The organism is Bacillus sp. MZGC1 (assembly GCF_002998605.1).
GTDB lineage: Bacteria > Bacillota > Bacilli > Bacillales > Bacillaceae > Bacillus.
The window spans coordinates 726885-750001 of the sequence record NZ_PVRE01000002.1 but is presented as its reverse complement, the minus strand read 5'-3'; the positions used below and the strand labels follow the sequence as shown (position 1 = coordinate 750001).

Here is a 23117-nt window from a genome sequence, read left to right as displayed (position 1 = left end):
CCAAGTTCATTCTGACGTAACAGAAGAGAGCAGGCGAAAGATGCCTAACTCTCTTCTGTTCGTCCTCATCATCCATTGAATGTTAAACTAATTTTAATGCTTTTAAGCTTTCTGCAATTTGAACTGAGTTCCATGCAGCGCCTTTTAGCAGGTTATCAGATACAATCCACATATGGAACCCGTTTGGACGGTCCAAATCTTTCCGAATGCGGCCGACAAATACGTCGTTTTTTCCAACAGCATCTGCAGGCATTGGATAAATTTGCTGAGACGGATCATCTTGCAGTGTAATGCCTGGTGCATCTTTAAGAATTGACTTAATGTCGTCAACTGTTGCGTCATTTGATTCTAGTTCGACGTAGACAGATTCTGAATGTCCTGTTTCAATTGGAAGTCTCACACATGTTGCCGCTACTTCTAGCTCTGGCATATGCATAATTTTTTTCGTTTCGTTGATCATTTTCATTTCTTCAAATGTATAGCCATTGTCTTGGAATTTATCAATTTGCGGAATCGCATTAAATGCAATTTGATAAGGCATGACTTCCGGCTTTACATCTTCTTTATTTAAAATGGCTTGTGATTGGCTGTATAGTTCATCAATGGCTTCATGTCCTGCACCTGATACGGCTTGGTAAGTGGACACGATGACTTTTTTCATGCCATACGCCTGACGAAGCGGTTCTAATGCCGCTACCATTTGAATCGTTGAACAGTTAGGGTTTGCAATGATTCCTTGATGGTCATGCAAGTCTTTTTCGTTTACCTCTGGTACGACAAGAGGGATGTTTTCGTCCATACGAAAAGCACTTGTGTTGTCTACAACAATCGCACCTCGTTTGACTGCTTCAGGAGCTAGCGCCTTGGAAACATTTCCTCCAGCACTGAATAATGCAATGTTCACTCCTTCAAAGCTTTCAGGTGTTGCTTCCTGAACGGTATACTCTTGACCTCTGAATGTCACTTTTGTTCCAGCAGAACGTTTTGAGGATAGTAGAGTCAGTGTATCCATTTCAAAATCTCTGTCAGCTAGTGTTTTTAACATTTGTTGACCGACAGCTCCAGTCGCTCCAACTACAGCTACATGCAATCCTCTTCCCATCAGTAAAACTCCTTCCGACCCATCCATGATTCTTTTCTTTCGGATGGCCATCCTATGACTTTTTACATTTTATTTTACCATAGAAAAGCAAGGCTTGAAGCATCTTTTTTGAATCTTTCATGATTTTCTAGTGAATCTATTATTCGTTTGCTCCAATTAAAATCGGCTGAATTTGTCTATGCTGGAGCGCCTCTTCTACTGTTTGAGAAAGCAAATCCATGTTTGCGACCATGGAGGTCGGTTTTTTAAATGGATCATCTTGGCCAAATGGAATAAAGAAAATATTCTTTGTCGACATCAGCCTCATCAGATTTGTACCATTTAAGCCTAGCGCATCATTTGTTGAAATTCCTAAAACGACAGGACGATGATTTCGAATGGTTGCTTTTGCAGCCATTAAAACAGGGCTGTCTGTCATGGCATTTGCGAATTTCGCCATCGAGTTCCCTGTTAATGGAGCAATGACCATACAATCAAGTGGCAGCTTAGGTCCGAGCGGCTCTGCTTTCACGATTGAGTCAATCGCCTTAAAACCAGTCAGCTTCTCAATCCGCTCAATCCAGTCAGCCCCATCTCCGAATCTTGTATTCGTACTCTGGACCGTATATGACACCACTGGACGCACTTCTGCTCCTTCTTTTACAAGTGCTTCGATTTGCGGATAAACAGCTTCGTACGTACAGTGGGAACCAGTTAAGCCAAAGCCGATTCTTTTCCCTTTTAATGTTGTCATGATTCCATCCCCCTTTTTTCCTCTGCAAGTTCACATAAGAGCCCAGAAAGCACTTTTGCAATGATTTGCCCTGCTGTCTTTGGTGCAACAATTCCCGGGAGTCCTGGTGCAAGAAGCGCCTTCACTCCGTGTTTTTGTGCAAAGTCAAAGTCTGTTCCCCCTGGGCGGGAGGCGATATCCAAAATGAGTGTCTTTGGTGTCATACTGACGATGACAGATGAATCTAATACAAGGCTTGGAATGGTATTGATGATGATATCTACATCCGTTACTTCTTCTTTTAACCGGTCCATTGAAAATGGATCGAGTCCCATTTCAAAGGCCCGCGCTAAATGCGCTGTATCTGCTGCCCCTACTTTTACGTCCGCACCGAGTGCCCGAAATGTGCGGGCAATGGTGAGTCCTGTTCTTCCGAGCCCGAGGACAGCAACACGTGATCCATGAATCGTATAATCCGTTTGCTGAATGGCCATCATGATAATCCCTTCAACTGTTGGAATAGAGTTATATATGGCAATATCATCTCGCTCAAACAGCTTCACAAGTTTTCGGTTCACCTGCTTTGCCAGATTGTCTAAGTACGTATTAGAAATACCTGAGTACAAGGTACAATGGGCAGGGGTTCTTTCTAAATATGTTGCTTCTAGTAAAACCTGTTCATTTGAGAAAACTGTCGCGACAACACCTTCATCCGTTGCCCCTGATACTGGCAGGATCATACTGTCTACCTGTTCGAATGGAAGTTCTGACATTTTTAGCTTTTCAGCCCCAATAAATCCGTGATCCAGCTGATCAAATCCAACCAAAAACACTTTGGCATGCTGCTGTGACAGCTTGCGAATAATTTCAAGCTGCCTTGCATCTCCCCCGATCACCGCAACCGTTAAACCGCTCAACATACTGACCGTTCACCTTCTTTATTTAAAAAAGTCTGTAATATTTTCTGAATCTCCCTTCTAGCATATGAGGAGAGGATTCAGCCTGTGAACAAATCGGAGAGAGAAAAGAAAAAGAGCACCCATTTATGATGGATGCTCTTTTTCCCCGGGCGGCTGAAGTGATTCAGGCACATCGAGAATGATCATATCTGATCCTATTTTTTGAATGTGATTCCACGGGACGCGGATGTCATTTCCTTGCTTTCGAAAGCCAAACCACTTCACCGAAGGTATGATGAGTGCTGTTATTTGACCGTCCTGTTCATTGATTTCAAGGTCGGTTTGTCCAAGCACGCCAAGCCGCTCCGCTCTTTTGATATCGACGATCTCTTTTCCTGACAGCTCACTTAGCCTCAAAATCGCATCACTTCCCTTCCGTATCATATATGCAGCCACAAGAAGAAATAGACCGTCCCGCTTTTTCAAGTTATGAATGATGCCAATTTGAATACCAAGCTGGTTTCAGTAGATGAAAGCGATCATGGTCTGCCAGCATTCTCTCCACTCGGTTCACCATTTCTTTTACATGTTTAGGGTCATAAGAAAGCGTCCATACAATAGAAGAAAAGCAGCTCATTGCTGTATAGATGGAAAAAAGAAGCCAAAAATCGTCTGTGGCCTGCGTACTTACATAGTAATCCAGTTGCCCTGCTGAAAACGGAATACTGCTTTCTCGACTAAATAAGGACAATTTATAAAAGTCATGAACCGGGTCACCCCAGTCAGATTGATCAAAATCAATCACGCCGGCATACTCACCTCCTTGAATGATGATATTCCCTAAATGAAAATCATCATGCTGGAACTGGTTCGGTCTCGCCTTTACCGCATCAACATGTGATTTGATAAAATCTAATACGAATTGATCTTGAGCAAAAGTTACTCCACTTGATTGATAGGCATGTACATACCGTTCATGTTTCGCCATGACCCTCTCATCCCACGGTGCGACATGAGAAGGTGCGGGACATGTATGCATGAAACTCAGCTCTCTGCCTGCCCGCCTCCCGATTTCATACTGCTCTTCATTTGTGAGCAGATGGATGGATGCTCTAGCATTCTCTCCTTCAATCAAGGAGAAAATACGATAGGTACAGTTAAGTTCAGCATTCATTCCAATCTCCATCACTTCAGAACATAGAAGCCCTCGATCTTTTAACTTTCGCTGAACTGACGCTTTTCTTTTAAAGCTGGAATACGTTTTGAGGTTTGATAGCTTGAGCACTAGCTTTTGACTAGAGGATGTTGTGACGAGATAAGTACGGTTTCCTGAAAAGCCAGATGTCATCGGCTGGAAGGAGATGGCTTGTGTCAGAAGCGGAGAGAGGCGTTTCAGTTTTTCATGTTCCATGAAAGCAGTGCTCCCTTCTTCTTTATATACAATAAAACGGCAGACCTCTTAGAAGCCTGCCGTGTTGTTTACATTATGATGGCTGATCACCCGTCGGACTAATAAGCGAGAGCGCATAATCTTCTGTAAAGATTCGTTTTGATAAGTTATTCACGCCGTCTAATGTGACGTGGTTGATTTCGTCAATAATTTCATCGAGTGTACGATGTTTGCCAAGGAGCAGTTCATTTTTACCGTTTCGGCTCATCTTGCTGTTTGTGCTTTCAAGGCTGAGCATGAGGTTCCCTTTCATTTGCTCCTTAGAGTTTTCAAGCTCTTTTTGCGTGATTCCCTCACGTTTTAAGACGTCTAATGTTTGTAAGATGGTTTCAGAGAGCAGGTTTAACTGCTTCGCTCCAGTCCCGCCATAAATCGTCAGCATGCCGTTATCTGCAAATGAACTGTGATAGCTGAAAACGGAATAAGCGAGTCCTTTGTCTTCTCTTACATCCTGGAACAAGCGGCTGCTCATGCTTCCGCCAAGAACATTGTTTAAGACGATTAAGTCATAGATGCCTTTATCTCCAGCTGGGAGGCCATTAAAGCCCATGCATAGATGCGCTTGCTCTGTTTCCTTTTTGCGTGTGAGCTTGTCATAGTGAAATTGCGGCGCTTCTAAAGGCTGTTTTTTCCCTTTCGTTTCATACGAACCGAACAACTTTTCAACCTCTCGAATGAAGGTGTCATCCACATTCCCTGCAACAGAGATCACAACGCGGTCCGGCGTGTAGAATTCATCCATATAAGCTCTAAGAGAGCCTCCGTTAAAAGTAGAAAGTGTTTCTTCTGTTCCTAAAATCGGGAAGCCTAAAGAATGATCACCATAAATCGCTTTGCTCAACAGATCATGAACGATATCATCAGGTGTATCCTCATACATTTTGATTTCTTCATAGACTACATTTTTTTCTTTTTTCAGCTCTTCTTCATCAAAAGCGGAGTGGAAGAACATGTCGCTTAATACATCGAGGGCGTAGCCAGCATGTGAATCAAGCACCTTTGCATAGTAGCAAGTGTATTCTTTTGACGTAAAGGCATTCACTTGACCACCAATGCGGTCAAAGGATTCTGCGATATCACGTGCAGATCTCGTCTTTGTCCCTTTAAAGAACATATGCTCCAGAAAGTGTGAGATTCCATTAATTTCTGGTGTCTCATGTCTAGAACCAGTTCCAATCCAGACGCCAATTGCGACAGATCTTACAGTGGGATTGTTTTCAAGTACAATTCTTACTCCGTTTTGGCATGTATACGTTTTGACCAAGTTTTGCTCCTCCTATTCAACAAACAGATCGGATCACGGATGTCTTTTTTCACTTAGGAGGTCTGAAACCGTTCCTAATTCATATCCTCTTTCCTTGATTTGAGTGATAAGTGCGTCAAGACTTTTCGCCGTCGAATCTGTTGGATGCATTAATATCATCGCCCCATTGTGAATTTTCCCAAGCACCCGTTTTTGTAATATGTCTGGTGACGGTTTTTGCCAGTCAATGGTGTCTACCGTCCACATAATGGTTTCCATTCCTTCTTCAGCAGCGAGTTTCACTGTTTCTTCTTTAAAGCTGCCGCTAGGAGGGGCAAACCACTTCGGTTTTTTTCCAAGGGATTCTTCAATTTGACGATTCGTTTTGGTAATTTGCTCTAATGCTCGTTCTCTTGTCAGTGTGCGCATATCCGGGTGATTGTATGAATGGTTTCCAATTTCATGACCATCTGCCACGATTTTTTTAGCAAGATCCGTGCTTTTTTTCACCCATTTGCCCTCTAAGAAAAAGGTCGCCTTGACCTGATGCTTTTCCAGTGTCTTTAACATCTTGATTAAATGCTCGTCACCCCAAGCCACGTTGATGAGGAAAGCATTCATTTTTTTATCTGGATGTCCCTTGTAAATGGGCTCAGCACCAAGTTCGTGTAAATGAATAGAAGGTTTTGTTTCATTGAAAACAAGCAGCTTTTCATCAAATGACCCTTGTTTTTTCATTTTTTCATAAGAGGCATCGATATTGACTGTCTGTCCATTTAGACCAGGCATCTTTTTCCACACTTTATCAATCTTAGCATTTTGCGCCTTCACTTCATAGTCAGAAGACTTCGATTCAATCTCTTGATATAAAATATCTTTTGAAACAGATGCAACCTCAGCATGCTCTTTCATTGATTCAATATATGTAACAGCAGCCGGCTGCTTCATCGTTTGATATGACACGAGCAGTAAAAATACAAACACAATGAATGGTAACGTTTTTTTCAATGGCTGTCCCTCCCCTTTACCACAAATTATGATGGGGAGAAACAAGCTAGAACTATTGTTAGCGCAAGAAAAGAAAGAAGCCTGGTACGGATACCTGGCTTCTAACACATTTCATTAAGACTGTTTTTCTTCTTTTTCCTTTTCTTCACGTAAAACAGCTTTGCGAGAAAGGTTCACACGGCCTTGTTTATCGATTTCAGTGACTTTGACAATTAATTCATCGCCAATCTTCACGACATCTTCTACTTTGCCTACACGGTCAAGCGCAAGCTCAGAAATATGAACAAGTCCATCTTTGCCGCTGAAGATTTCAAGGAAAGCACCGAATTTTTCAATGCGTTTTACTTTACCTAAGTAAAGTTGCCCCACTTCAACTTCTCTCACAAGATCTTCAATGATTTTCTTCGCTTTTTGGTTCATGTCTTCTTCTGTAGAAGAGATAAAGATTGTACCATCTTGTTCAATATCGATTTTCACACCGGTATCTTCAATGATTTTATTGATTTGTTTACCGCTTGGTCCAATGACATCACGAATTTTATCAGGATTGATCTTCATCGTTAAGATTTTTGGTGCATAACGAGACAATTCTCCTCTAGAAGCAGGAATCGTTGACAGCATGCTTTCTAAGATTTCCATTCTTCCTTTTTTCGCTTGTTGGAGAGCTTCCTCCAAGATGTCTTTTGATAGACCATCGATTTTGATATCCATTTGAAGCGCTGTTACACCTTTTGATGTACCGGCAACTTTAAAGTCCATATCGCCAAGTGCATCTTCCATTCCTTGAATGTCTGTCAGCACTGTGTAGTATTCACCAGATTTCACAAGCCCCATTGCAATCCCTGCAACTGGTGCTTTAATTGGAACACCCGCATCCATCATCGCAAGTGTGCTTGCGCAAATACTTGCTTGTGAAGTAGATCCATTTGATTCTAGTACCTCAGACACAAGGCGAACCGTATAAGGGAAATCTTTTTCAGATGGGATCACTGGTTCTAATGCACGTTCACCTAGCGCTCCATGTCCGATTTCACGGCGGCCTGGGCCACGCATTGGACCTGTCTCACCAACACTGAATTGCGGGAAGTTGTAATGGTGCATGAAGCGTTTCGATTCTTCAACGCCTAGACCGTCAAGAATTTGCACATCGCCAAGTGCACCTAATGTACAAATACTGAGCGCCTGTGTTTGTCCTCTTGTAAATAGACCTGAACCGTGCGTTCTTGGCAGAAGTCCTACTTCTGAAGAAAGTGGACGGATTTGATCTACACCGCGTCCATCTGGACGTACTTTCTCTTCAGTGATCAGACGGCGAACTTCATTTTTGACAAGCTTGTTTAATACATCCTTCGCTTGTTTAATCGTCGCTTCGTCGCGATCTTCTTCTTCAAATTTCTCAACCACAGCTTTTTTCACAGCACTGATTGCATCCTCACGTGCATGCTTCTCATGTACTTGAATCGCTTTCAGCAGGTCTGTTTCAGCAAGTGCTTTTACTTCGTCTGCTAACGTTTGATCTACTTCATATAAAGGAATATCGATTTTTGCTTTACCGACTGCCTTGACAATTTCCTCTTGGAATTCGATTAAGCGTTTGATCTCTTGGTGACCATACATGATGGCTTCAAGCATTGTTTCTTCTGGTACTTCATCAGCACCAGCTTCGACCATGTTGATCGCATCTTTTGTTCCAGCGACTACAAGGTTGATGTCACTTTGTTCAAGCTGCTCTACATTTGGATTGATGATCAGCTTTCCATCAACTCGTCCTACTGTAACGCCGGCGATTGGTCCCTCAAATGGAATGTCAGACACACATAATGCTAAAGATGAGCCAAACATTGCAGCCATTTCAGATGAACAATCTTGATCCACACTCATGACGATACTAATGACTTGTACTTCGTTTCTAAATCCATCTGCAAATAATGGACGGATTGGTCTGTCAATTAAGCGGCTCGCAAGGATCGCTTTTTCACTTGGACGGCCTTCTCTTTTAATGAAGCCTCCAGGAATTTTACCTACTGCGTATAATCTTTCTTCGTAGTTCACAGTGAGCGGGAAAAAATCAAGTGGTTTTGGTTCTTTAGAAGCTGTTGCTGAGCTAAGCACAGCTGTATCTCCGTAGCGTACGAGGACCGCTCCGTTTGCTTGCTTTGCAAGCTGGCCAGTTTCAACTGTCAGTTGACGTCCAGCCCAGTCTATGGTGAAGACATGTTTCTCTTGTCCCATTCTGAGAAAAACTCCTCTCTTATCTTGAAATTTTAGTTAATTCTTATTATGAACAAAATGATTTTCACATATCAATGTGAAAGGTGTATGTAGAAGGGTTTTTGCCATTCTTTCAACATTTTAACCATAAAATATTAGTGATTATACGATAAAAAAGCGGGAATCCTCCCGCTTTTTACGATTATCGACGTAAGCCTAGTTTGTTAATTAACTCACGGTAACGAGTTACGTCTTTATTACGTAGATACGTAAGAAGATTACGACGTCTACCTACCATTTTCAAAAGACCGCGACGTGAGTGGTGATCTTTCTTATGAGTACGTAAATGCTCGTTCAAGTTGTTAATTGATTCTGTTAGGACAGCGATCTGAACTTCTGGAGATCCAGTATCAGATTCGTGTGTTTTGAACTCATTAATTAATTGAGTTTTACGCTCTTGAGTAATAGCCATCCTGTTTCACCTCCAAATCATGTTAGCCCCATCTACCTCGCAACCGTCGGTGAAGTCGGCCTGCCAAGTAAGTGGTTTTAAAGCTACAGGAATAATCATACTAAAAATATGCTGAATTTGCAAATGGTAGAGCTGTTTTTCTATGAATTTTTTGTTTGCCTTAGCTGATCTTGAAAAAACTGAATCGCTTCTTCTTTATCTTGACTGATTTGAGCCGTTAACTCCTGGATTCCGTTAAATTTTTGTTCACTGCGAATGCGTTTGAACCACTGTAATTTAATCGGTTCACCATATATTTCTTCGTTAAAATCAAAGAGGTTTACTTCAATGGCAGGCTGATCAGGGCGCTTTTCATAAAAGGTTGGTTTATAGCCAACGTTACAAACACCGTCATACACTTTGCCTTTGACTTCTGCTCTTACTGCATAAACCCCTGTTGGCGGAATAATGTATTCAGCAGATAAACCGACATTTGCAGTCGGAAAGCCGATCGTCCGTCCTCGCTTATCTCCATGAATGACAATACCGCGCAGCTGATAAGGTTTTCCTAAAAGCTCACTCACATATTCAACATCCCCATTTTTCAATGCGGAACGTATGAGTGTAGAGCTGACTTTACGGTCTTGATTGGACAACTTAGGAACGATGGTGGCCGTAATACGCCCTTTTCCGTACTCATCGAATGTTTCCATTGTGCCTGCACCAAAACGGCCAAACGTAAAATCAAAACCGGCTACTGCGTGCTTCACATTCAGCTCATCCAAATATTGATCCACAAACTCTTGAGGAGACAGCGCTGCAAAGGTTTCGCTGAATTGCACAATGTATAAATAGTCAGCGCCCAGCTGTTCGATGAAATCAATTTTATCCTCAAGCGGTGTAATTAAGTCCTTTGGTTCACGTGCTTTTTGCAAAACATGTGATGGATGCGGATGAAAGGTCATGACTGCTAAAGCCAATCCTTCTTTTCTCGCAATGCTTTTCGCTGCGTCAATAACTTTTTGATGTCCGAGGTGAACACCGTCAAAATACCCTAAAGCCATAACAGAAGGGTCTTGATCCTTTTGATTCAATGTATGTGGGTGTGAAATATGTATAGTCTTCACGAGATGGTCACCTTTTCTTTAAGATTGCTTGTCCTGAGATAAGATCTTCGCCGGCTTCATCAGATTCTGTTTGGTCGGGTGCTTCATATATATCGCCATACAGCGACCTGAAGGAGCAAAGACAGCGACACGATCTTCCTCTGCGAAATGAGCGAATTCATCAGGCATTGGCAGGACTGCACCGTTTTCCACTTTACTTGCTAATGTATCATTTATCTCCCATTTCGGCAAATGATTGAGCGCGCGCTCGATCGGGACAAGGTGCTCATCTACTGCTCCTTCCTCGCTTATATTTCGGAGCTCATCAAGGGTGATGCATTCATCTAGTGTAAAATCACCTGACCCTGTGCGAATGAGATGTGACATATGGGCTGGAAACCCTAGTTTCTTTCCAATATCAACCGCTAAGGTTCTGACATACGTTCCTTTTGAGCATAAAACGGTGAATCTAAATGATACCTTTCCATTCTCAAATAAAGCAGGTGTTGTCCGCTCGATACGGTGAATCGTAATTTCACGGCTCGGCCGCTCAATTTCAATGCCTTCTCTTGCATATTCATAGAGTTTTTTTCCGCCAATTTTCACAGCAGAAAACATGGGAGGAATTTGTTCAATGGTTCCTTGAAACTGTTTCAGCACAGCATCAATTTCTTCTTCTGAGATGGGTTTTTGAACCTTTTCTTCTTCTACGATCTCACCTGTTTGGTCTTCTGTTGTTGTAGAAAAGCCAATCGTGATTTCTGCATCATACGTTTTCGATTTATCTGTTAAGTATTCGACAATCTTCGTTGCTCTTCCGATACAAATGGGCAGAACACCTGATACCTCCGGGTCGAGAGTGCCTGTATGTCCGACTTTTTTTGTATGCAAGATCTTTCTCACTTTGAACACACAGTCGTGAGAGGTCATTCCTCTTTCTTTATGTAATAAAAGAACACCATTTATCATCTGCGTTCTCTCCTTTCATAAACGATGAAAAAGGACAGACGATCATCGCCTATCCTTATTTCAACGTCTTATTCATGATCTTTTGTGTTTAGTTCAGCAATCAGGCTTTCAATTCGATTTCCATAATCTACGGATTCATCGAATTCAAAGTGCAGTTCTGGTGTTTTGCGAAGTCTAATTCGATTGCCGATTTCAGAGCGGATATACCCTTTAGCCTTTGCAAGGCCTTTTAAGGTTTCCTCTCTTTTTTTCTCGTCACCGAGAACAGAAATGTAAACTTTCGCAATTTGCAAATCACCGGATACTTCAACATCGGTTACAGTCAAAAAGCCAATTCTTGGATCTTTTAGCTTTCTGCCTAGGATGTCACCTAATTCTTTTTTCATCTGCTCACCCACGCGGGTTGCTCTCATACTCATGATCTTATCACCTCTAATTAAAACCACTCAGTTTTCGTGATCGTTCGTTCAATTTCAGGAAAAGAATCAATAAAGCTTAAAACACGCTGCAATTCCTTTTCCACTTGAACCCGAGAGGAGGAAATCACGGCGATTCCAATTGATGTACGCTGCCATGTGTCCTGGTAATCCATTTCAGCCATGGTTACATTGAATTTATGGCGCGTTCTTGTCAATATACGCTGAAGAACCGCACGTTTTTCCTTCAGTGAGGAGGCATCATAGATGATGCACTCACATTCGGTATAACCGATCATTTTCTTTCGATTTCTTGCATAACGAATGATTCCATGACATCACCTTCACGGATATCATTGTACTTCTTAATGGTAATACCACATTCATAGCCTTGTGAAACTTCTTTCACGTCATCTTTGAATCGTTTTAATACGTCGACTTCGCCTTCAAATATAACGACGCCGTCACGGATTAAGCGGATACCACTATCTCTTGTGATGGTTCCTTCAGTGACATAACCACCAGCAATTGTACCGATTTTAGATACTTTGAACGTTTGACGAACTTCAACTTGACCGATGACTTTTTCTTCATATTCAGGGTCAAGCATTCCTTTCATCGCAGCTTCAATTTCATCGATAACTTTATAAATAATGCGGTGTAAGCGGATATCTACGTTTTCTGTTTCAGCTGTGCTCTTCGCATTTCCATCAGGACGTACGTTAAATCCGATCACGATCGCATTAGAAGCACTTGCTAATATAATATCAGATTCTGTAATCGCTCCAACACCCGTATGGATGATTTTCACTTTTACGCCTTCTACTTCAATTTTTTGAAGAGCGGCCGTCAGTGCTTCAGCAGAACCTTGTACGTCTGCTTTCACGATCAAGTTGATATCTTTCACTTCACCTTGTTTGATTTGCTCAAATAGGTCATCTAGAGATAATTTCGCTTTGTCTGAACGCTGTTCATCAAGCTGTTTCGAAGCACGCGCCTCACCTACTTGACGAGCTGTTTTTTCATCCTTGAATACGAGGAACTGATCCCCTGCATTCGGTACATCGTTTAAACCAGTGATTTCAACAGGTGTAGATGGTCCTGCTGTTTTCACGCGGCGTCCGATGTCATTAACCATTGCACGAACGCGGCCAAATGTATTTCCGACAACGATTGGGTCACCTACATGAAGTGTACCAGTTTGAACAAGAAGGGTTGCAACAGATCCTCTTCCTTTATCAAGCTCAGCCTCGATGACAGTCCCTTTTGCCGCACGATTTGGGTTAGCTTTCAGTTCTCCAACTTCGCTGACAAGAAGGATCATTTCGATCAATTCGTCAATGCCTTCACCTGTTTTTGCAGATAGAGGAACGAAGATCGTTTCGCCGCCCCAAGCTTCTGGTACTAAACCATGCTCCGTTAATTCCTGCATCACACGGTCAGGGTTCGCTGTTGGTTTGTCAATTTTGTTGACAGCGACAATGATTGGCACTTCTGCCGCTTTCGCATGGTTAATGGCTTCAATTGTTTGCGGCATCACGCCATCATCTGCTGCAACGACCAGAATTGTCGTATCTGTTACCTCAGCACCACGTGCACGCATCGTTGTAAATGCTGCGTGTCCAGGTGTATCAAGGAACGTGATTTTCTTGCCGTTTTCTTCTATTTGGTAAGCACCGATATGCTGCGTGATTCCACCAGCTTCGCCTTCGACGACTTTCGTCTTACGAATGCTGTCAAGAAGCGTTGTTTTCCCGTGGTCAACGTGTCCCATGATCGTCACAACTGGAGGGCGTACTTGCATATCTTCTTCTTTATCTTCAACTTCATACTTTTCAAGTTCAGTTTCTTCTAAAATAATGACTTCCTCTACTGGAACGCCATATTCAGAAGCGATTAATTCAACTGTATCTTTATCCAGCTCTTGGTTAATGGTTGCCATAACACCAAGCATCATCAGCTTTTTGATAATTTCAGCTGTTTCTTTTCCAAGCTCTTCAGCCAACTGGCCGACTGTCATTGAATTTGTAAATTCAATTTTTTCAGGAAGCTCTTTCTTAGGCTTCACAGGTCTAGCTTGCTGATGCTGCGGTTTGTTATTCCCACCGCGTTTATTTTTGTTTTTGTTTTGGTTGTTGTTTTTTTTGTTTTTATTAAATTGATTATTCTGCACGTCATTCTTCTTTCTATCATTGTTTTTGTTAGATGATTGTTTTTTTTGTTCTGCGGGTTTCTCGTTAGCTGTCTCTTTTGCTTTGGCTTTTTTATAGATAGCGTCTAGCTTTTTCACAGTGTCGTCTTCAAGCGTCGCCATGTGGTTGTTCACTTCCACGTTCATATCCTTAAGCGCTGCTATAATATCTTTACTTGAAACATCTATGGCTTTTGCGTATTCATATACTCTCACTTTAGCCATTCGTTCACCCCCAAATAAATTAATCGAGCAAGCTTATCAGCTTCTTAGCGAAGCCTTGGTCAGTGACAGCGACAACTACGCGAGCTTCTTTCCCAATAGAACGTCCGAGAACGGAACGGTCTTCAACTTTTCTAACCGGAACATTATAAAATTTGCATTTGTCAGATACCTTTTTCTCTGTGTTCGATGAGGCATCTGCTGCAAGAAGAACCAGCTTAGCACGCGCATGTCTAATTTCTTTGATCACAAGATCTTCTCCTGACACGACTTTACGAGCTCGATTTGCTAGACCAAGCAAAGGATACCATTCAGATTGAGTCATTTGGTTTTTTCACCTTTTCAGCTAGTTCTAGTAATTCTTCAAATATGTGTTCGTCAATCTGTGTCTGAAATTGCTGCTGTAAACTGCGTTTGTTCTTTGCCGCAAGAATGGTTTCTTTATCGAGAGAAAGGTAAGCTCCGCGTCCGTTCTTTTTTCCGGTTGCGTCAACAGACACTTCACCTTCTTTAGATCGAACAACACGGATCAGTTCTTTCTTTGGTTTCATTTCTCCCGTCACGACACATTTTCTAAGCGGGATTTTTTTTCGGCTATTCACCTTTTACATCACCTCTTATTCGTCAGATTCCTCAGCTACTGGTTCAGCCTCTAAGAAAAGAGATTCAGAGTCTTCAGTTCTTGGGAAAATACCGAGTTCCCTTGCATCTGTTTCGCTTTTAATGTCAATTTTCCAGCTAGTCAGCTTTGCTGCAAGACGAGCATTTTGACCTCTTTTACCAATGGCTAACGACAGCTGATAATCAGGTACAATCACTGTTGTCGCCTTATCTTCTTCATTTACAATGACATCAAGTACTTTTGATGGACTTAATGCGTTGGCAACAAATTCAACCGGGTCATTAGACCAATGGACAATGTCAATTTTTTCGCCTTTTAGCTCGTTGACAATTGCTTGTACACGCTGACCTTTTGGTCCAACACAAGAACCAACTGGGTCAACATCAGGATCATCTGTACGAACAGATATTTTAGAACGGTCCCCAGCTTCTCTAGCAACCGATTTAAGCTCTACAGTACCATCATAAATTTCTGGCACTTCAATTTCAAATAAACGCTTTAAAAGACCTGGATGTGTTCTAGACACATAAATTTGTGGTCCTTTTGTTGTTTTTTCGACTTTTGTAATAAACACCTTAATGCGGTCATGTGGTTTGTAGTCCTCATTTGGCATTTGTTCGTTGACCGGAAGAAGGGCTTCGATTTTGCCAAGTGACACGTAAATGAATTTACTGTCAATTCGCTGAACGATTCCCGTCATAATGTCTTCCTCGCGATCGATAAACTCAGTGTAGATCACACCTCGCTCTGCTTCTCTCACTCGCTGCGTCACCACTTGTTTCGCAGTCTGAGCTGCAATGCGTCCGAAGTCTTTTGGCGTGACTTCAATTTCAACGACGTCACCTACCATGTAATTCGGGTTGATATTGGCTGCATCATCTACAGAGATTTCAAGGCGAGAATCATACACTTCATCTACAACATCTTTTCTTGCAAATACGCGAATCGTTCCCGTTTCGCGGTTTAAATCAACACGAACATTTTGTGCTTGATTAAAGTTACGCTTATATGCAGAAATGAGTGCAGCTTCTATCGCTTCAATAATAATTTCTTTACTAATACCCTTCTCTTTCTCAAGAACAGTCAGGGCATCTAACAACTCACTACTCATTTTTATGGTTCCCCCTTATATCAATGAAAAGGTTAATTGAACGAAACTGCTAATCTTGCGTTAGCTATTTTTTCGTATGGAATATTGATCTCTTTCTTTCTTGTCTTGATCTTCACTGTCACTGTTGCAATCTCACCATCAAAGCTTGTAAGCTCACCTTCAAATGCTTTTTCACCATCAATTGGTTCATATGTTTTCATGAAAACATTTTTTCCAAGTGCTTTTTCAAAATCAGCTTTTTTCTTTAATGGGCGCTCCGCTCCAGGAGAGGACACTTCAAGAAAGTAGTTTTGGCTAATCGGATCTGCCTCATCAAGCTTTTCGCTCAAGGCTTCGCTCACTTTGGCACATTCTTCGATATCGACACCTTTATCAGAGTCAATAAACACGCGAAGGAACCAGTTTTGACCCTCTTTGACAAATTCAACATCAACGAGTTCAAGCTGTAAGCCATCTAAAATTGGCTGCACCATTTCGCTTACGACATCCACTACTTTTTTGCTCATTCTCTTCCTCCTTGTGCTTTCGATAAACGCTCTTATCAATCATTCTGCATAAAAACCCTGCTTTATGTGAGCAGGGGGAGCAGAAAACGGATGAATAATGTCGAGACAAAAATTGCCTGTTCAATACAAAAGAGCGGGTTTCCCCACTCTTGTCTCGGTAATCGTTAGCATTTCCATAAAAACTATACCATATCCAATTTTTTTATGCAAATGAAGTTCCTTATTCAGCAGGCATTCGCCATCAGTTCTTTTCGTTCATTCTTTTCGCATGTTCACTGATAAGTGCTGACTCCCTGCTCCCCTTTATGATGCGGAAACCGTCATAATCCGGATAGAGCGAATCATCGTCCTGAATACTTGTTAAAATCCAAAATTGACTGCCAGCTCCTCCGAGCCGCTCAACCGCTGACAGCCAGCTTTGATATACGTCAGGACGCGCTGATTGATTTTGAACGCCAAACTCTTCTAACACAACTGGTTTTCCGATTGACTTCCCGCGGGTGATATGGTCTTCGATCCATTTCACTCCCCAAGCAGCTGACTTGTTCCAGTGATCTGGGTACAGATGATAGGTTCCATAATCGATATTAGAGAGAGCCGTCAAACGGTCCCAATCGACGCCTTCTCCGCCTCCATAAAACCAGTCTTCATGTCCTGGTATGCGAAAGAACCCTTCATCTCCTACTGCAACAAGATGGTGACGATCCAGCGATTTGATCCACGTACTCATTTCATCTGCCCATTTGACTAGTATATTTCCCGTTGGATCTGACTGCACACGCGGCTCATTAGCTAATTCCCAAGTCATAATAGCTGGATCGTCCTTATATTGAACACCTGTGTACGTATTGGTTCTTTCTAATACATAGCGCACATAATTTTTGTAAGCTTTTTGTATACGAGGATCTGTATAAAAGGCATCATGCGTTCCTGCCTCGAACCACTTTACGTATTGATTCATCCCGCCAAAATCATCCCAATTGTTCACTAGTGGGATGACAAGTTTTATTCCTTCCTGTCCCGCTTTATAAATCGCATAATCTAGTTTTTGAAAACCCGATTCTTCATAGACCCCTGGACTAGATTGTAAGACTGAGTTTTCTTGAGGGGCCCCATCGTGAAATCCCCAAATACGTATGACCTTTAAATTCATTGCTTTCATATCATCGAACACAGCATCTACCATCTTTTTAGATTTGTAATGGAAATAGTAATTATTTGTGCCAGCGAAGTAAAATGGTTGATTGTTCAGCGTAAATTGTGTACCAGACGTCTGTACATAAGAGGCGGCCTTAATCGTAAGTGAAAACCAGCCGGCCCATATAGCGGCCACAAGTATGAAGCAAAACACTCTTTGAGTCCATTTCTTCATTTAAATTCCCCTCACAATCTAGCCTTCTTCAGGTACGATCACATCTAGCCGAAGCGGTGTTTGTTCATTTGAATCAAGTTCAATTGTCTGTTGTTTTAACAGTTTACTTTCTTTACCGATTCGAATCTCATATGTCCCGTGAAATGCTCGACATGTCACATTGCCATTCGCATCTGTTTTTTCAACTCTTTGTGTCGTCCACTCATTTAGAAGCTTTTCGTAACGTCGGCCTGCTTCATTTAAAGACCAATCATAATTCACGATGGCCGCATGCTCACCTCTCCAATGGGCACCTGCCCAAAATCCCCACATTAGCACTCCTTTTACGGCTGGATGACTAAATGCGACGCGATATAAAGCCTCTAGGTTATCCGCTCTTCTATTAGCGTCAGGGTGAACAGAATCGTACTCTGTAACCCATATAGGAAGACCAAGCTCAGCAAGCACATCGAGCCTCTCTTTTACAACGACTGGATCGACCCGTTCTTCAAAATGTCCTTGAACACCAATCGCCTCAATAGGTGCGCCTAACTGACGCAGTTCATTGATATGCGCTTTATAAGCGTGGTGCTCACCATATGAGATCACATTATAATCATTCACAAACAATAGTGCTTGAGGGTCAATTTTTTTCGTTTCTTCATACATCCACTTCCAAATATTTTTCCCGAAGCGATCTTTAAAAAATGAACCATGCATCATTTCATTGTTTACATCCCAATGACGGAATCTCCCTTTAAAATGATTACCCGCATGCTCAAGCCGGTTTTTCATCGATTCATACACTTCGTGATTCGGTAGTGACCTCAGCCAGCTTGGATTCGCATCCTCTACCTCCCAAAATAAAGCGTGCCCTCTCACTGGAAGTTGATGTTTATCTGCAAAATTCAGCATCGAATCTGCTTTTTCGTAAGTGATTTTCCCTCTTTCAGGTTCATTCGCATACCATTTTGCCTCATTTTCAAAAACAGCCCAATTAAAATACTTCACAAAAAAATCGGCATATTGTTGATTAAACAACACTTGGTCATTCATCGCTGAACCAAATGCGAATTCATGCCTATTTTGCTTAATCTCAACCTCTATACCTGCTATTGGCTTTTTTTCGTGATTTGTGACATTTATTTCAAGATCTCTTTGTCTATGCTCTGAAATTCGATCATTCGCCTCTTTTTTCCACTTCAGATTTATCTGCCCATTTTCGCCCTTGTTTAATGATTGATGAAGAAAACTTCTTTCTTTGACCATGTAAAAACACCCTTATCTTCACTGGATTTATATTTCCTAATCAAACTGCCGGCTCAAAGAAACCGGCAGCTTAAATTTGACTTGCTAGTTGATGAGACGATGATATTCAGCGTAGGCAGTGGCCATATCCACTTGAGACCAGAAACGGTGATAGGTGAAAACCGGTGCCCCATTCTCCCATTTGCCTGTTGCTTCATTAAATGAAGACTGATATTTACTCTCGAGTGAAGACCATGCTGGATCTTGTTTAATGTTCGGACGAAGATCAGCAAAACTCGTATAGACCCCATTACCTCCTCGCTGCGGATCAGAAGGAATAGTGCTGGCTCCAGGAATCTGATTCCCTTGACCAAATGTCCCGTTCCAACCATTTGGGAAATACACTTCTTTTTTAAAGAAGCGGTCATAGTCCTCTCTTTCTTCTTCTGTTACAATGCCCACGCCATCATTGTAATTCCACGCAACCTCAAGGAGCTGTGCGGCAGCATCTTTCGCTCTGACACCAAGCGCTGTATAATCCCCTGTTTCTAGCTTAGTGGCAGCAGCAAAGAAAGTTAAAGCCTTGACTAGACTCCCTAGTACGCCCGTATCCTGAGTTGGATCTTTTGTTACAGCTGTTAAGTTTGGATTTCCTGTTGCAGACTGGAACCCATTCCAAGTGTCAGGCTGTCCGCTCCAAGCAATATTTCCAGGAAGCCAAAACTCGCCAGGTGCACTCGTTGTAGCAACAGCAGCATTTGTTCCTCCTAGAATTCTTTGTCCTTGGTCATCTAAGAAATAACCCTCTTCATCCGACACAGGACGGCTGCCGATAAAAATGTAATCTAATGCATAGTCGACCCATTTTGTGATGCAAGATTTGGCCATTTGGACATTTTCAGATGTTTTGTCTCCATCTTTCACAAAAATGTAATAAAGCTCTGCTACGCGCTCCATCGGCCATGCCTGCATCCCAAACCAGTTATTAGAAGGCGGGTCAAGATAAACAGGTGCATCCTCATATGCCATATCGTAAAAAGTACTTCTTCCCGCCGGATAAGCACTATAGTCTCCATTCCAGCTATTGGTTGCACCTCCTGCAATCGCCCCCTCTTTAGATTGAAGCCATACATAAAATTCAAGCTGCCTTTTTAATGTTTTTTCCCAATCGCTTGCACCAGTAGCGGAAGATGGCTTTAAGCCTCCTTTGTCTGAGGATAAAGCATAAGCGGCGACAGGGTTTTGATACCCTTGGTGACAATGGCTAGCTCCAATACGCCATGACCAGTTGGCATGGTCGCCAAGGCCTCCGCCCCAAGAGGTATACCACGCCATTAAGTAATGACAGGCACCCTTTCCGTTTCCAGGGTACGGATTCCCCTGTTTGCCGCTTCCAATCGTTTGAAAATATTTATCGTACATACCGTAACGAAGAAAATCCCCCATTTTTTTCGCTTTATCAAGATAGGCTGACTCATTATAGCCGAGTTCCTTCGCCCAATACATCACTTGTATTGCACGCGCATCAGCATCCGTCGCATTGGTATAGCGCCACTGAGCAGCTGGTGCTTGATTTTCTTTTGTGAACAAGCTCATAAAGCCTTCATTCGGCTTTCCAAAAGATTTATCATCTTGTGAAGGATGAGGGATGGCCTCCCATACGGATTCCTGCGGCCCGCGCTGGAATGTGTTCACATATGCAGCTTTATGTGATGGGTTGAGCAAGTTTCCATATTTATACCAGTTATCGACATCAAGCAGCCAGTGCATTAAATACGTTTCATTCGTTCCATAGGTTGATTTCAATTCACCATCAATCGGATCTTGACCCGCAGGACGAGCACCGCTTAACTGGCTAGGGTATTGATCCGGGTATGGTTTTTCTGCTGCGTATGTGGCTGGGCTAGAAGGATTGTAGGCGCTCATATGCGGCTGCTCATCATTTCCATCTTCATTTACTGGGATGATGTACTTCTCCATATTGTCCCAGGCTGCCTCTAATTTGCTCCAATCCCCTGTGTAATGTCCGTACAACACCTCAAGCCACAGCCAATAGCTATACGCTTCTGAAGTCGTCATATGCCCATAATCAGGCGCTTCGCAAATGAGCGTCTCGATTGAATGATACGGAATTCCTTCCGGTGAAAAATATCCATTCGCATCACTTTTAATTTGATGATAAAGCGTTAAAAACCGTTCTTTGTTTGACAAGTTCTTCACCCTTTCAATACATCTTGATTTTTATTTGTCTGGAAGTGCACCAAATACCAAAGCACCATCATCAAAAACAGGAATCCTCGCTGTTTTTTGCATATTGGAAGTTAAGCCTTGAAAGGAATAATCATTTGAGGCATCCCATATATTCGCCCCATTTGGTGCAGATAATCGAAATTGTATTTCCTTCTTATGCTCTGATTCTCCTCCAGGAAAAATCGCTACGCCCGTAAAATCAATTTCTGCATAATATACGTGGGCTGATGCGTCATATACCTTCAGCGGAGATAAGGAAGCGCCTTCATTGTAGGCTGCTGTCACTTGAATATCTTTTTCAGTGAATCCCTTTGCAAAGACCTCACTCAGATTGACATAATATCTAAAGGACAGCGTTTGACTGCTTCTTGCCGGCCAGCCGGACCGATTGTATAGAACCGCCTTCACCTGAGTTGATGTTGTATCGTTATTCATCAGAGCTGCCTCTACAAAAAACTCATCCTGAGCCTGTTCTTTAGGCGGGAAATTTGGCAGCTTAGATTGCCCCTTTCCAAACAGCTGCACCATTTTGGCTATATTTCCAGTAAAGGCGGCATTATAGTCCGTCGCCACCTCGTTTGATACATAATCGGAGATGTCATCGTCATATTGATCCTGTGCATTAGGCCCGCCAACAAGCGCTCCATAAAGAGTGTGCCGATGATACGGAGGATTTGTCAGCTGGTTAGACCATGAGCCATGTGCAGTTCGATGGTGTGGATGCTTCGGCGGGTTCTGGCCAAACCCAACGACATAGCTTCTATTGAGCGGATTATCACCAAGCATATAGTGAGTTTGATTGACCGCAAACGTTTGATATCGATTCTTTTTTTCTTCATCTGAAACCCAATCAGCATAGACAAAGGCTAAAAATGCTGCATTTGCTGTATAACGAAGCGATCCCCATTGATCTAGCCATGCCAAACCGCCAGGCGTATAAGTGATTCTTTCGACTTTTCCATTTTGAACAAGACCTGTGGTCCAGTAATCGAGGTTACGCTCTGTCGATTCTATAAATCTATTCTCCTTCGTGATTCTTGCGAGTAAGATTTGTGAAGCGAAGAAAGTATTGTCCCATGACATGGTAAACGTATAATCCCAATCCTTTTGCCATTCTTCTACTGCTTTTAGTGCTTGATTTAAATAGGTCTCTTCATTTGTTGCCAAGTACAGCCAGATTCCGCCCCAAATGAGTTCGTCAATATAGCCGCTCCAGGAGTTGTAAAACGGCTGAGCGTTTGTGACACAATCTGTATACTCGCCGCGATACCTGTCAGCAAATGCATAAAGCTGTTTCGCGTGGGTCAGAAGCTTTGCTGCATAAGGGGCATCTGTCTCTTTAAAAATGATAGAACTCGCTGCTAAAGCTGCAGCAGTTTGTGCGGCTACTTCTGTTCCTGGACAATTTTCATCAATTTTAAAAGCTGGCCGGCTCATCGGCATCACTTCTGCCGGTCCCCACCAAGCATGATCAGCGTTCCCATCACCTACCTGCGCCCAAAACTCGTTCGGACCTGTATGTGCTTTCAAAAAATAATCCGTTGCCCACCTGATTTGATCGAGGATGTCATCAAGCAGTTCTGCCTCTTCATAGGCTTCTCGGTATTCATATACTGTCCATGCAAGCACAGCTGCTGAGTAGGCCATCGGAAGCCCAAATTTCACATGATCACCTGCGTCATACCAGCCGCCAGTTAAATCATGCCCTACATCCTTCCCGTCCTCTAGTCCAGAATCTCCCCGCCAGTTGAGACGGCTGCTTTCGGGAAGCTTTCCAGACCGCTGCGCTTCATAAAACAACAAGGATTTTTGAAGAACCTCTACATAGTTATAAGATGCCATTTCCGTATGACTCACTCCTTCTTTTTAGTCAAACATGAATAGACAAGCCACCTCCTTTTATTCAGTACGTGATTTGAACAGTTTTGAAAAGAATCAAATACGTTTCAAAAATAAGCATAGTAAACAGCAATCAGCTTTACGCTCATCGAAGGTTTTTTCTCTTGATTCTTTTTGTGACTGTACCCAGAATGATCATATGTCGCATGA

22 protein-coding genes are annotated in these 23117 nt (G+C 42.4%); all 22 read right to left on the bottom strand.

The features are described 5' to 3' along the window. Nucleotides 1-82: 82 nt before the first annotated feature. Complete coding sequence (gene asd, locus C6Y06_RS09015) at nucleotides 83-1102, bottom strand: aspartate-semialdehyde dehydrogenase (protein WP_034662256.1); 1020 nt, start codon at nucleotides 1100-1102, stop codon at nucleotides 83-85. A gap of 139 nt (nucleotides 1103-1241) precedes the next feature. Continuing rightward, complete coding sequence (gene dpaB, locus C6Y06_RS09010) at nucleotides 1242-1835, bottom strand: dipicolinate synthase subunit B (RefSeq protein WP_060596299.1); 594 nt, start codon at nucleotides 1833-1835, stop codon at nucleotides 1242-1244. Continuing rightward, nucleotides 1832-2734: a dipicolinic acid synthetase subunit A gene (gene dpaA / locus C6Y06_RS09005; protein ID WP_003212195.1), complete on the bottom strand. Its 903-nt coding sequence runs from the start codon at nucleotides 2732-2734 to the stop codon at nucleotides 1832-1834. The genes dpaB and dpaA overlap by 4 nt, the downstream gene beginning before the upstream one ends. Before the next feature lie 123 nt (nucleotides 2735-2857). After that, nucleotides 2858-3130: a YlmC/YmxH family sporulation protein gene (locus tag C6Y06_RS09000; RefSeq protein ID WP_060596407.1), complete on the bottom strand. Its 273-nt coding sequence runs from the start codon at nucleotides 3128-3130 to the stop codon at nucleotides 2858-2860. A 70-nt stretch (nucleotides 3131-3200) separates the two neighbouring features. Beyond that, nucleotides 3201-4124 carry an aminoglycoside phosphotransferase family protein gene (locus tag C6Y06_RS08995; protein ID WP_106036799.1) on the bottom strand — a complete coding sequence of 308 codons (924 nt, stop codon included), beginning with the start codon at nucleotides 4122-4124 and terminating at the stop codon, nucleotides 3201-3203. A gap of 73 nt (nucleotides 4125-4197) precedes the next feature. Further along, a complete protein-coding gene (locus tag C6Y06_RS08990; protein ID WP_106036798.1) occupies nucleotides 4198-5427 on the bottom strand; it encodes a M16 family metallopeptidase in 1230 nt (409 codons plus the stop codon). A 33-nt stretch (nucleotides 5428-5460) separates the two neighbouring features. Beyond that, nucleotides 5461-6354: a polysaccharide deacetylase family protein gene (locus C6Y06_RS08985; RefSeq protein WP_223250457.1), complete on the bottom strand. Its 894-nt coding sequence runs from the start codon at nucleotides 6352-6354 to the stop codon at nucleotides 5461-5463. 174 nt (nucleotides 6355-6528) lie between these two features. Beyond that, nucleotides 6529-8646, bottom strand: a complete 2118-nt coding sequence (gene pnp, locus C6Y06_RS08980) for a polyribonucleotide nucleotidyltransferase (protein WP_106036797.1) — start codon at nucleotides 8644-8646, stop codon at nucleotides 6529-6531. 181 nt (nucleotides 8647-8827) lie between these two features. Further along, nucleotides 8828-9097, bottom strand: coding sequence for a 30S ribosomal protein S15 (gene rpsO / locus C6Y06_RS08975; protein ID WP_008354438.1), 270 nt, complete (start codon nucleotides 9095-9097; stop codon nucleotides 8828-8830). Between the two features lie 140 nt (nucleotides 9098-9237). Beyond that, complete coding sequence (ribF, locus tag C6Y06_RS08970) at nucleotides 9238-10203, bottom strand: bifunctional riboflavin kinase/FAD synthetase (protein ID WP_106036796.1); 966 nt, start codon at nucleotides 10201-10203, stop codon at nucleotides 9238-9240. Nucleotides 10204-10221: 18 nt separating this feature from the next. After that, nucleotides 10222-11151 (bottom strand): tRNA pseudouridine(55) synthase TruB, encoded by a 930-nt coding sequence (truB, locus tag C6Y06_RS08965; RefSeq protein WP_066030895.1) that lies wholly within the window; start codon nucleotides 11149-11151, stop codon nucleotides 10222-10224. Nucleotides 11152-11219: 68 nt separating this feature from the next. Next, nucleotides 11220-11570: a 30S ribosome-binding factor RbfA gene (gene rbfA / locus C6Y06_RS08960; protein WP_007499525.1), complete on the bottom strand. Its 351-nt coding sequence runs from the start codon at nucleotides 11568-11570 to the stop codon at nucleotides 11220-11222. A gap of 17 nt (nucleotides 11571-11587) precedes the next feature. After that, nucleotides 11588-11866 (bottom strand): DUF503 domain-containing protein, encoded by a 279-nt coding sequence (locus C6Y06_RS08955; protein WP_012009994.1) that lies wholly within the window; start codon nucleotides 11864-11866, stop codon nucleotides 11588-11590. Beyond that, nucleotides 11863-13983 (bottom strand): translation initiation factor IF-2, encoded by a 2121-nt coding sequence (gene infB / locus C6Y06_RS08950; protein WP_066030896.1) that lies wholly within the window; start codon nucleotides 13981-13983, stop codon nucleotides 11863-11865. The genes C6Y06_RS08955 and infB overlap by 4 nt, the downstream gene beginning before the upstream one ends. A 19-nt stretch (nucleotides 13984-14002) precedes the next feature. Beyond that, nucleotides 14003-14305: a YlxQ family RNA-binding protein gene (locus C6Y06_RS08945; protein ID WP_034662287.1), complete on the bottom strand. Its 303-nt coding sequence runs from the start codon at nucleotides 14303-14305 to the stop codon at nucleotides 14003-14005. Continuing rightward, the gene (gene rnpM, locus C6Y06_RS08940) at nucleotides 14292-14582 is read right to left on the bottom strand and encodes an RNase P modulator RnpM (protein ID WP_058013969.1); all 291 of its coding nucleotides are present in this window, start codon (nucleotides 14580-14582) and stop codon (nucleotides 14292-14294) included. Before rnpM ends, C6Y06_RS08945 begins: the two co-directional genes overlap by 14 nt. A 15-nt stretch (nucleotides 14583-14597) precedes the next feature. Continuing rightward, nucleotides 14598-15713 (bottom strand): transcription termination factor NusA, encoded by a 1116-nt coding sequence (nusA, locus tag C6Y06_RS08935; RefSeq protein ID WP_007499530.1) that lies wholly within the window; start codon nucleotides 15711-15713, stop codon nucleotides 14598-14600. Nucleotides 15714-15745: 32 nt separating this feature from the next. After that, the gene (gene rimP, locus C6Y06_RS08930; protein ID WP_003211398.1) at nucleotides 15746-16219 is read right to left on the bottom strand and encodes a ribosome maturation factor RimP; all 474 of its coding nucleotides are present in this window, start codon (nucleotides 16217-16219) and stop codon (nucleotides 15746-15748) included. A gap of 241 nt (nucleotides 16220-16460) precedes the next feature. Beyond that, nucleotides 16461-17591 (bottom strand): glycoside hydrolase 5 family protein, encoded by a 1131-nt coding sequence (locus C6Y06_RS08925; protein ID WP_106036795.1) that lies wholly within the window; start codon nucleotides 17589-17591, stop codon nucleotides 16461-16463. 18 nt (nucleotides 17592-17609) lie between these two features. Then, nucleotides 17610-18839, bottom strand: coding sequence for an endo-1,4-beta-xylanase (locus C6Y06_RS08920; RefSeq protein WP_106036794.1), 1230 nt, complete (start codon nucleotides 18837-18839; stop codon nucleotides 17610-17612). An 84-nt stretch (nucleotides 18840-18923) separates the two neighbouring features. After that, nucleotides 18924-21029 carry a glycoside hydrolase family 48 protein gene (locus C6Y06_RS08915; RefSeq protein ID WP_106036793.1) on the bottom strand — a complete coding sequence of 702 codons (2106 nt, stop codon included), beginning with the start codon at nucleotides 21027-21029 and terminating at the stop codon, nucleotides 18924-18926. Between the two features lie 30 nt (nucleotides 21030-21059). Continuing rightward, nucleotides 21060-22910: a glycoside hydrolase family 9 protein gene (locus C6Y06_RS08910; RefSeq protein ID WP_066030899.1), complete on the bottom strand. Its 1851-nt coding sequence runs from the start codon at nucleotides 22908-22910 to the stop codon at nucleotides 21060-21062. Between the last annotated feature and the right edge of the window lie 207 nt (nucleotides 22911-23117).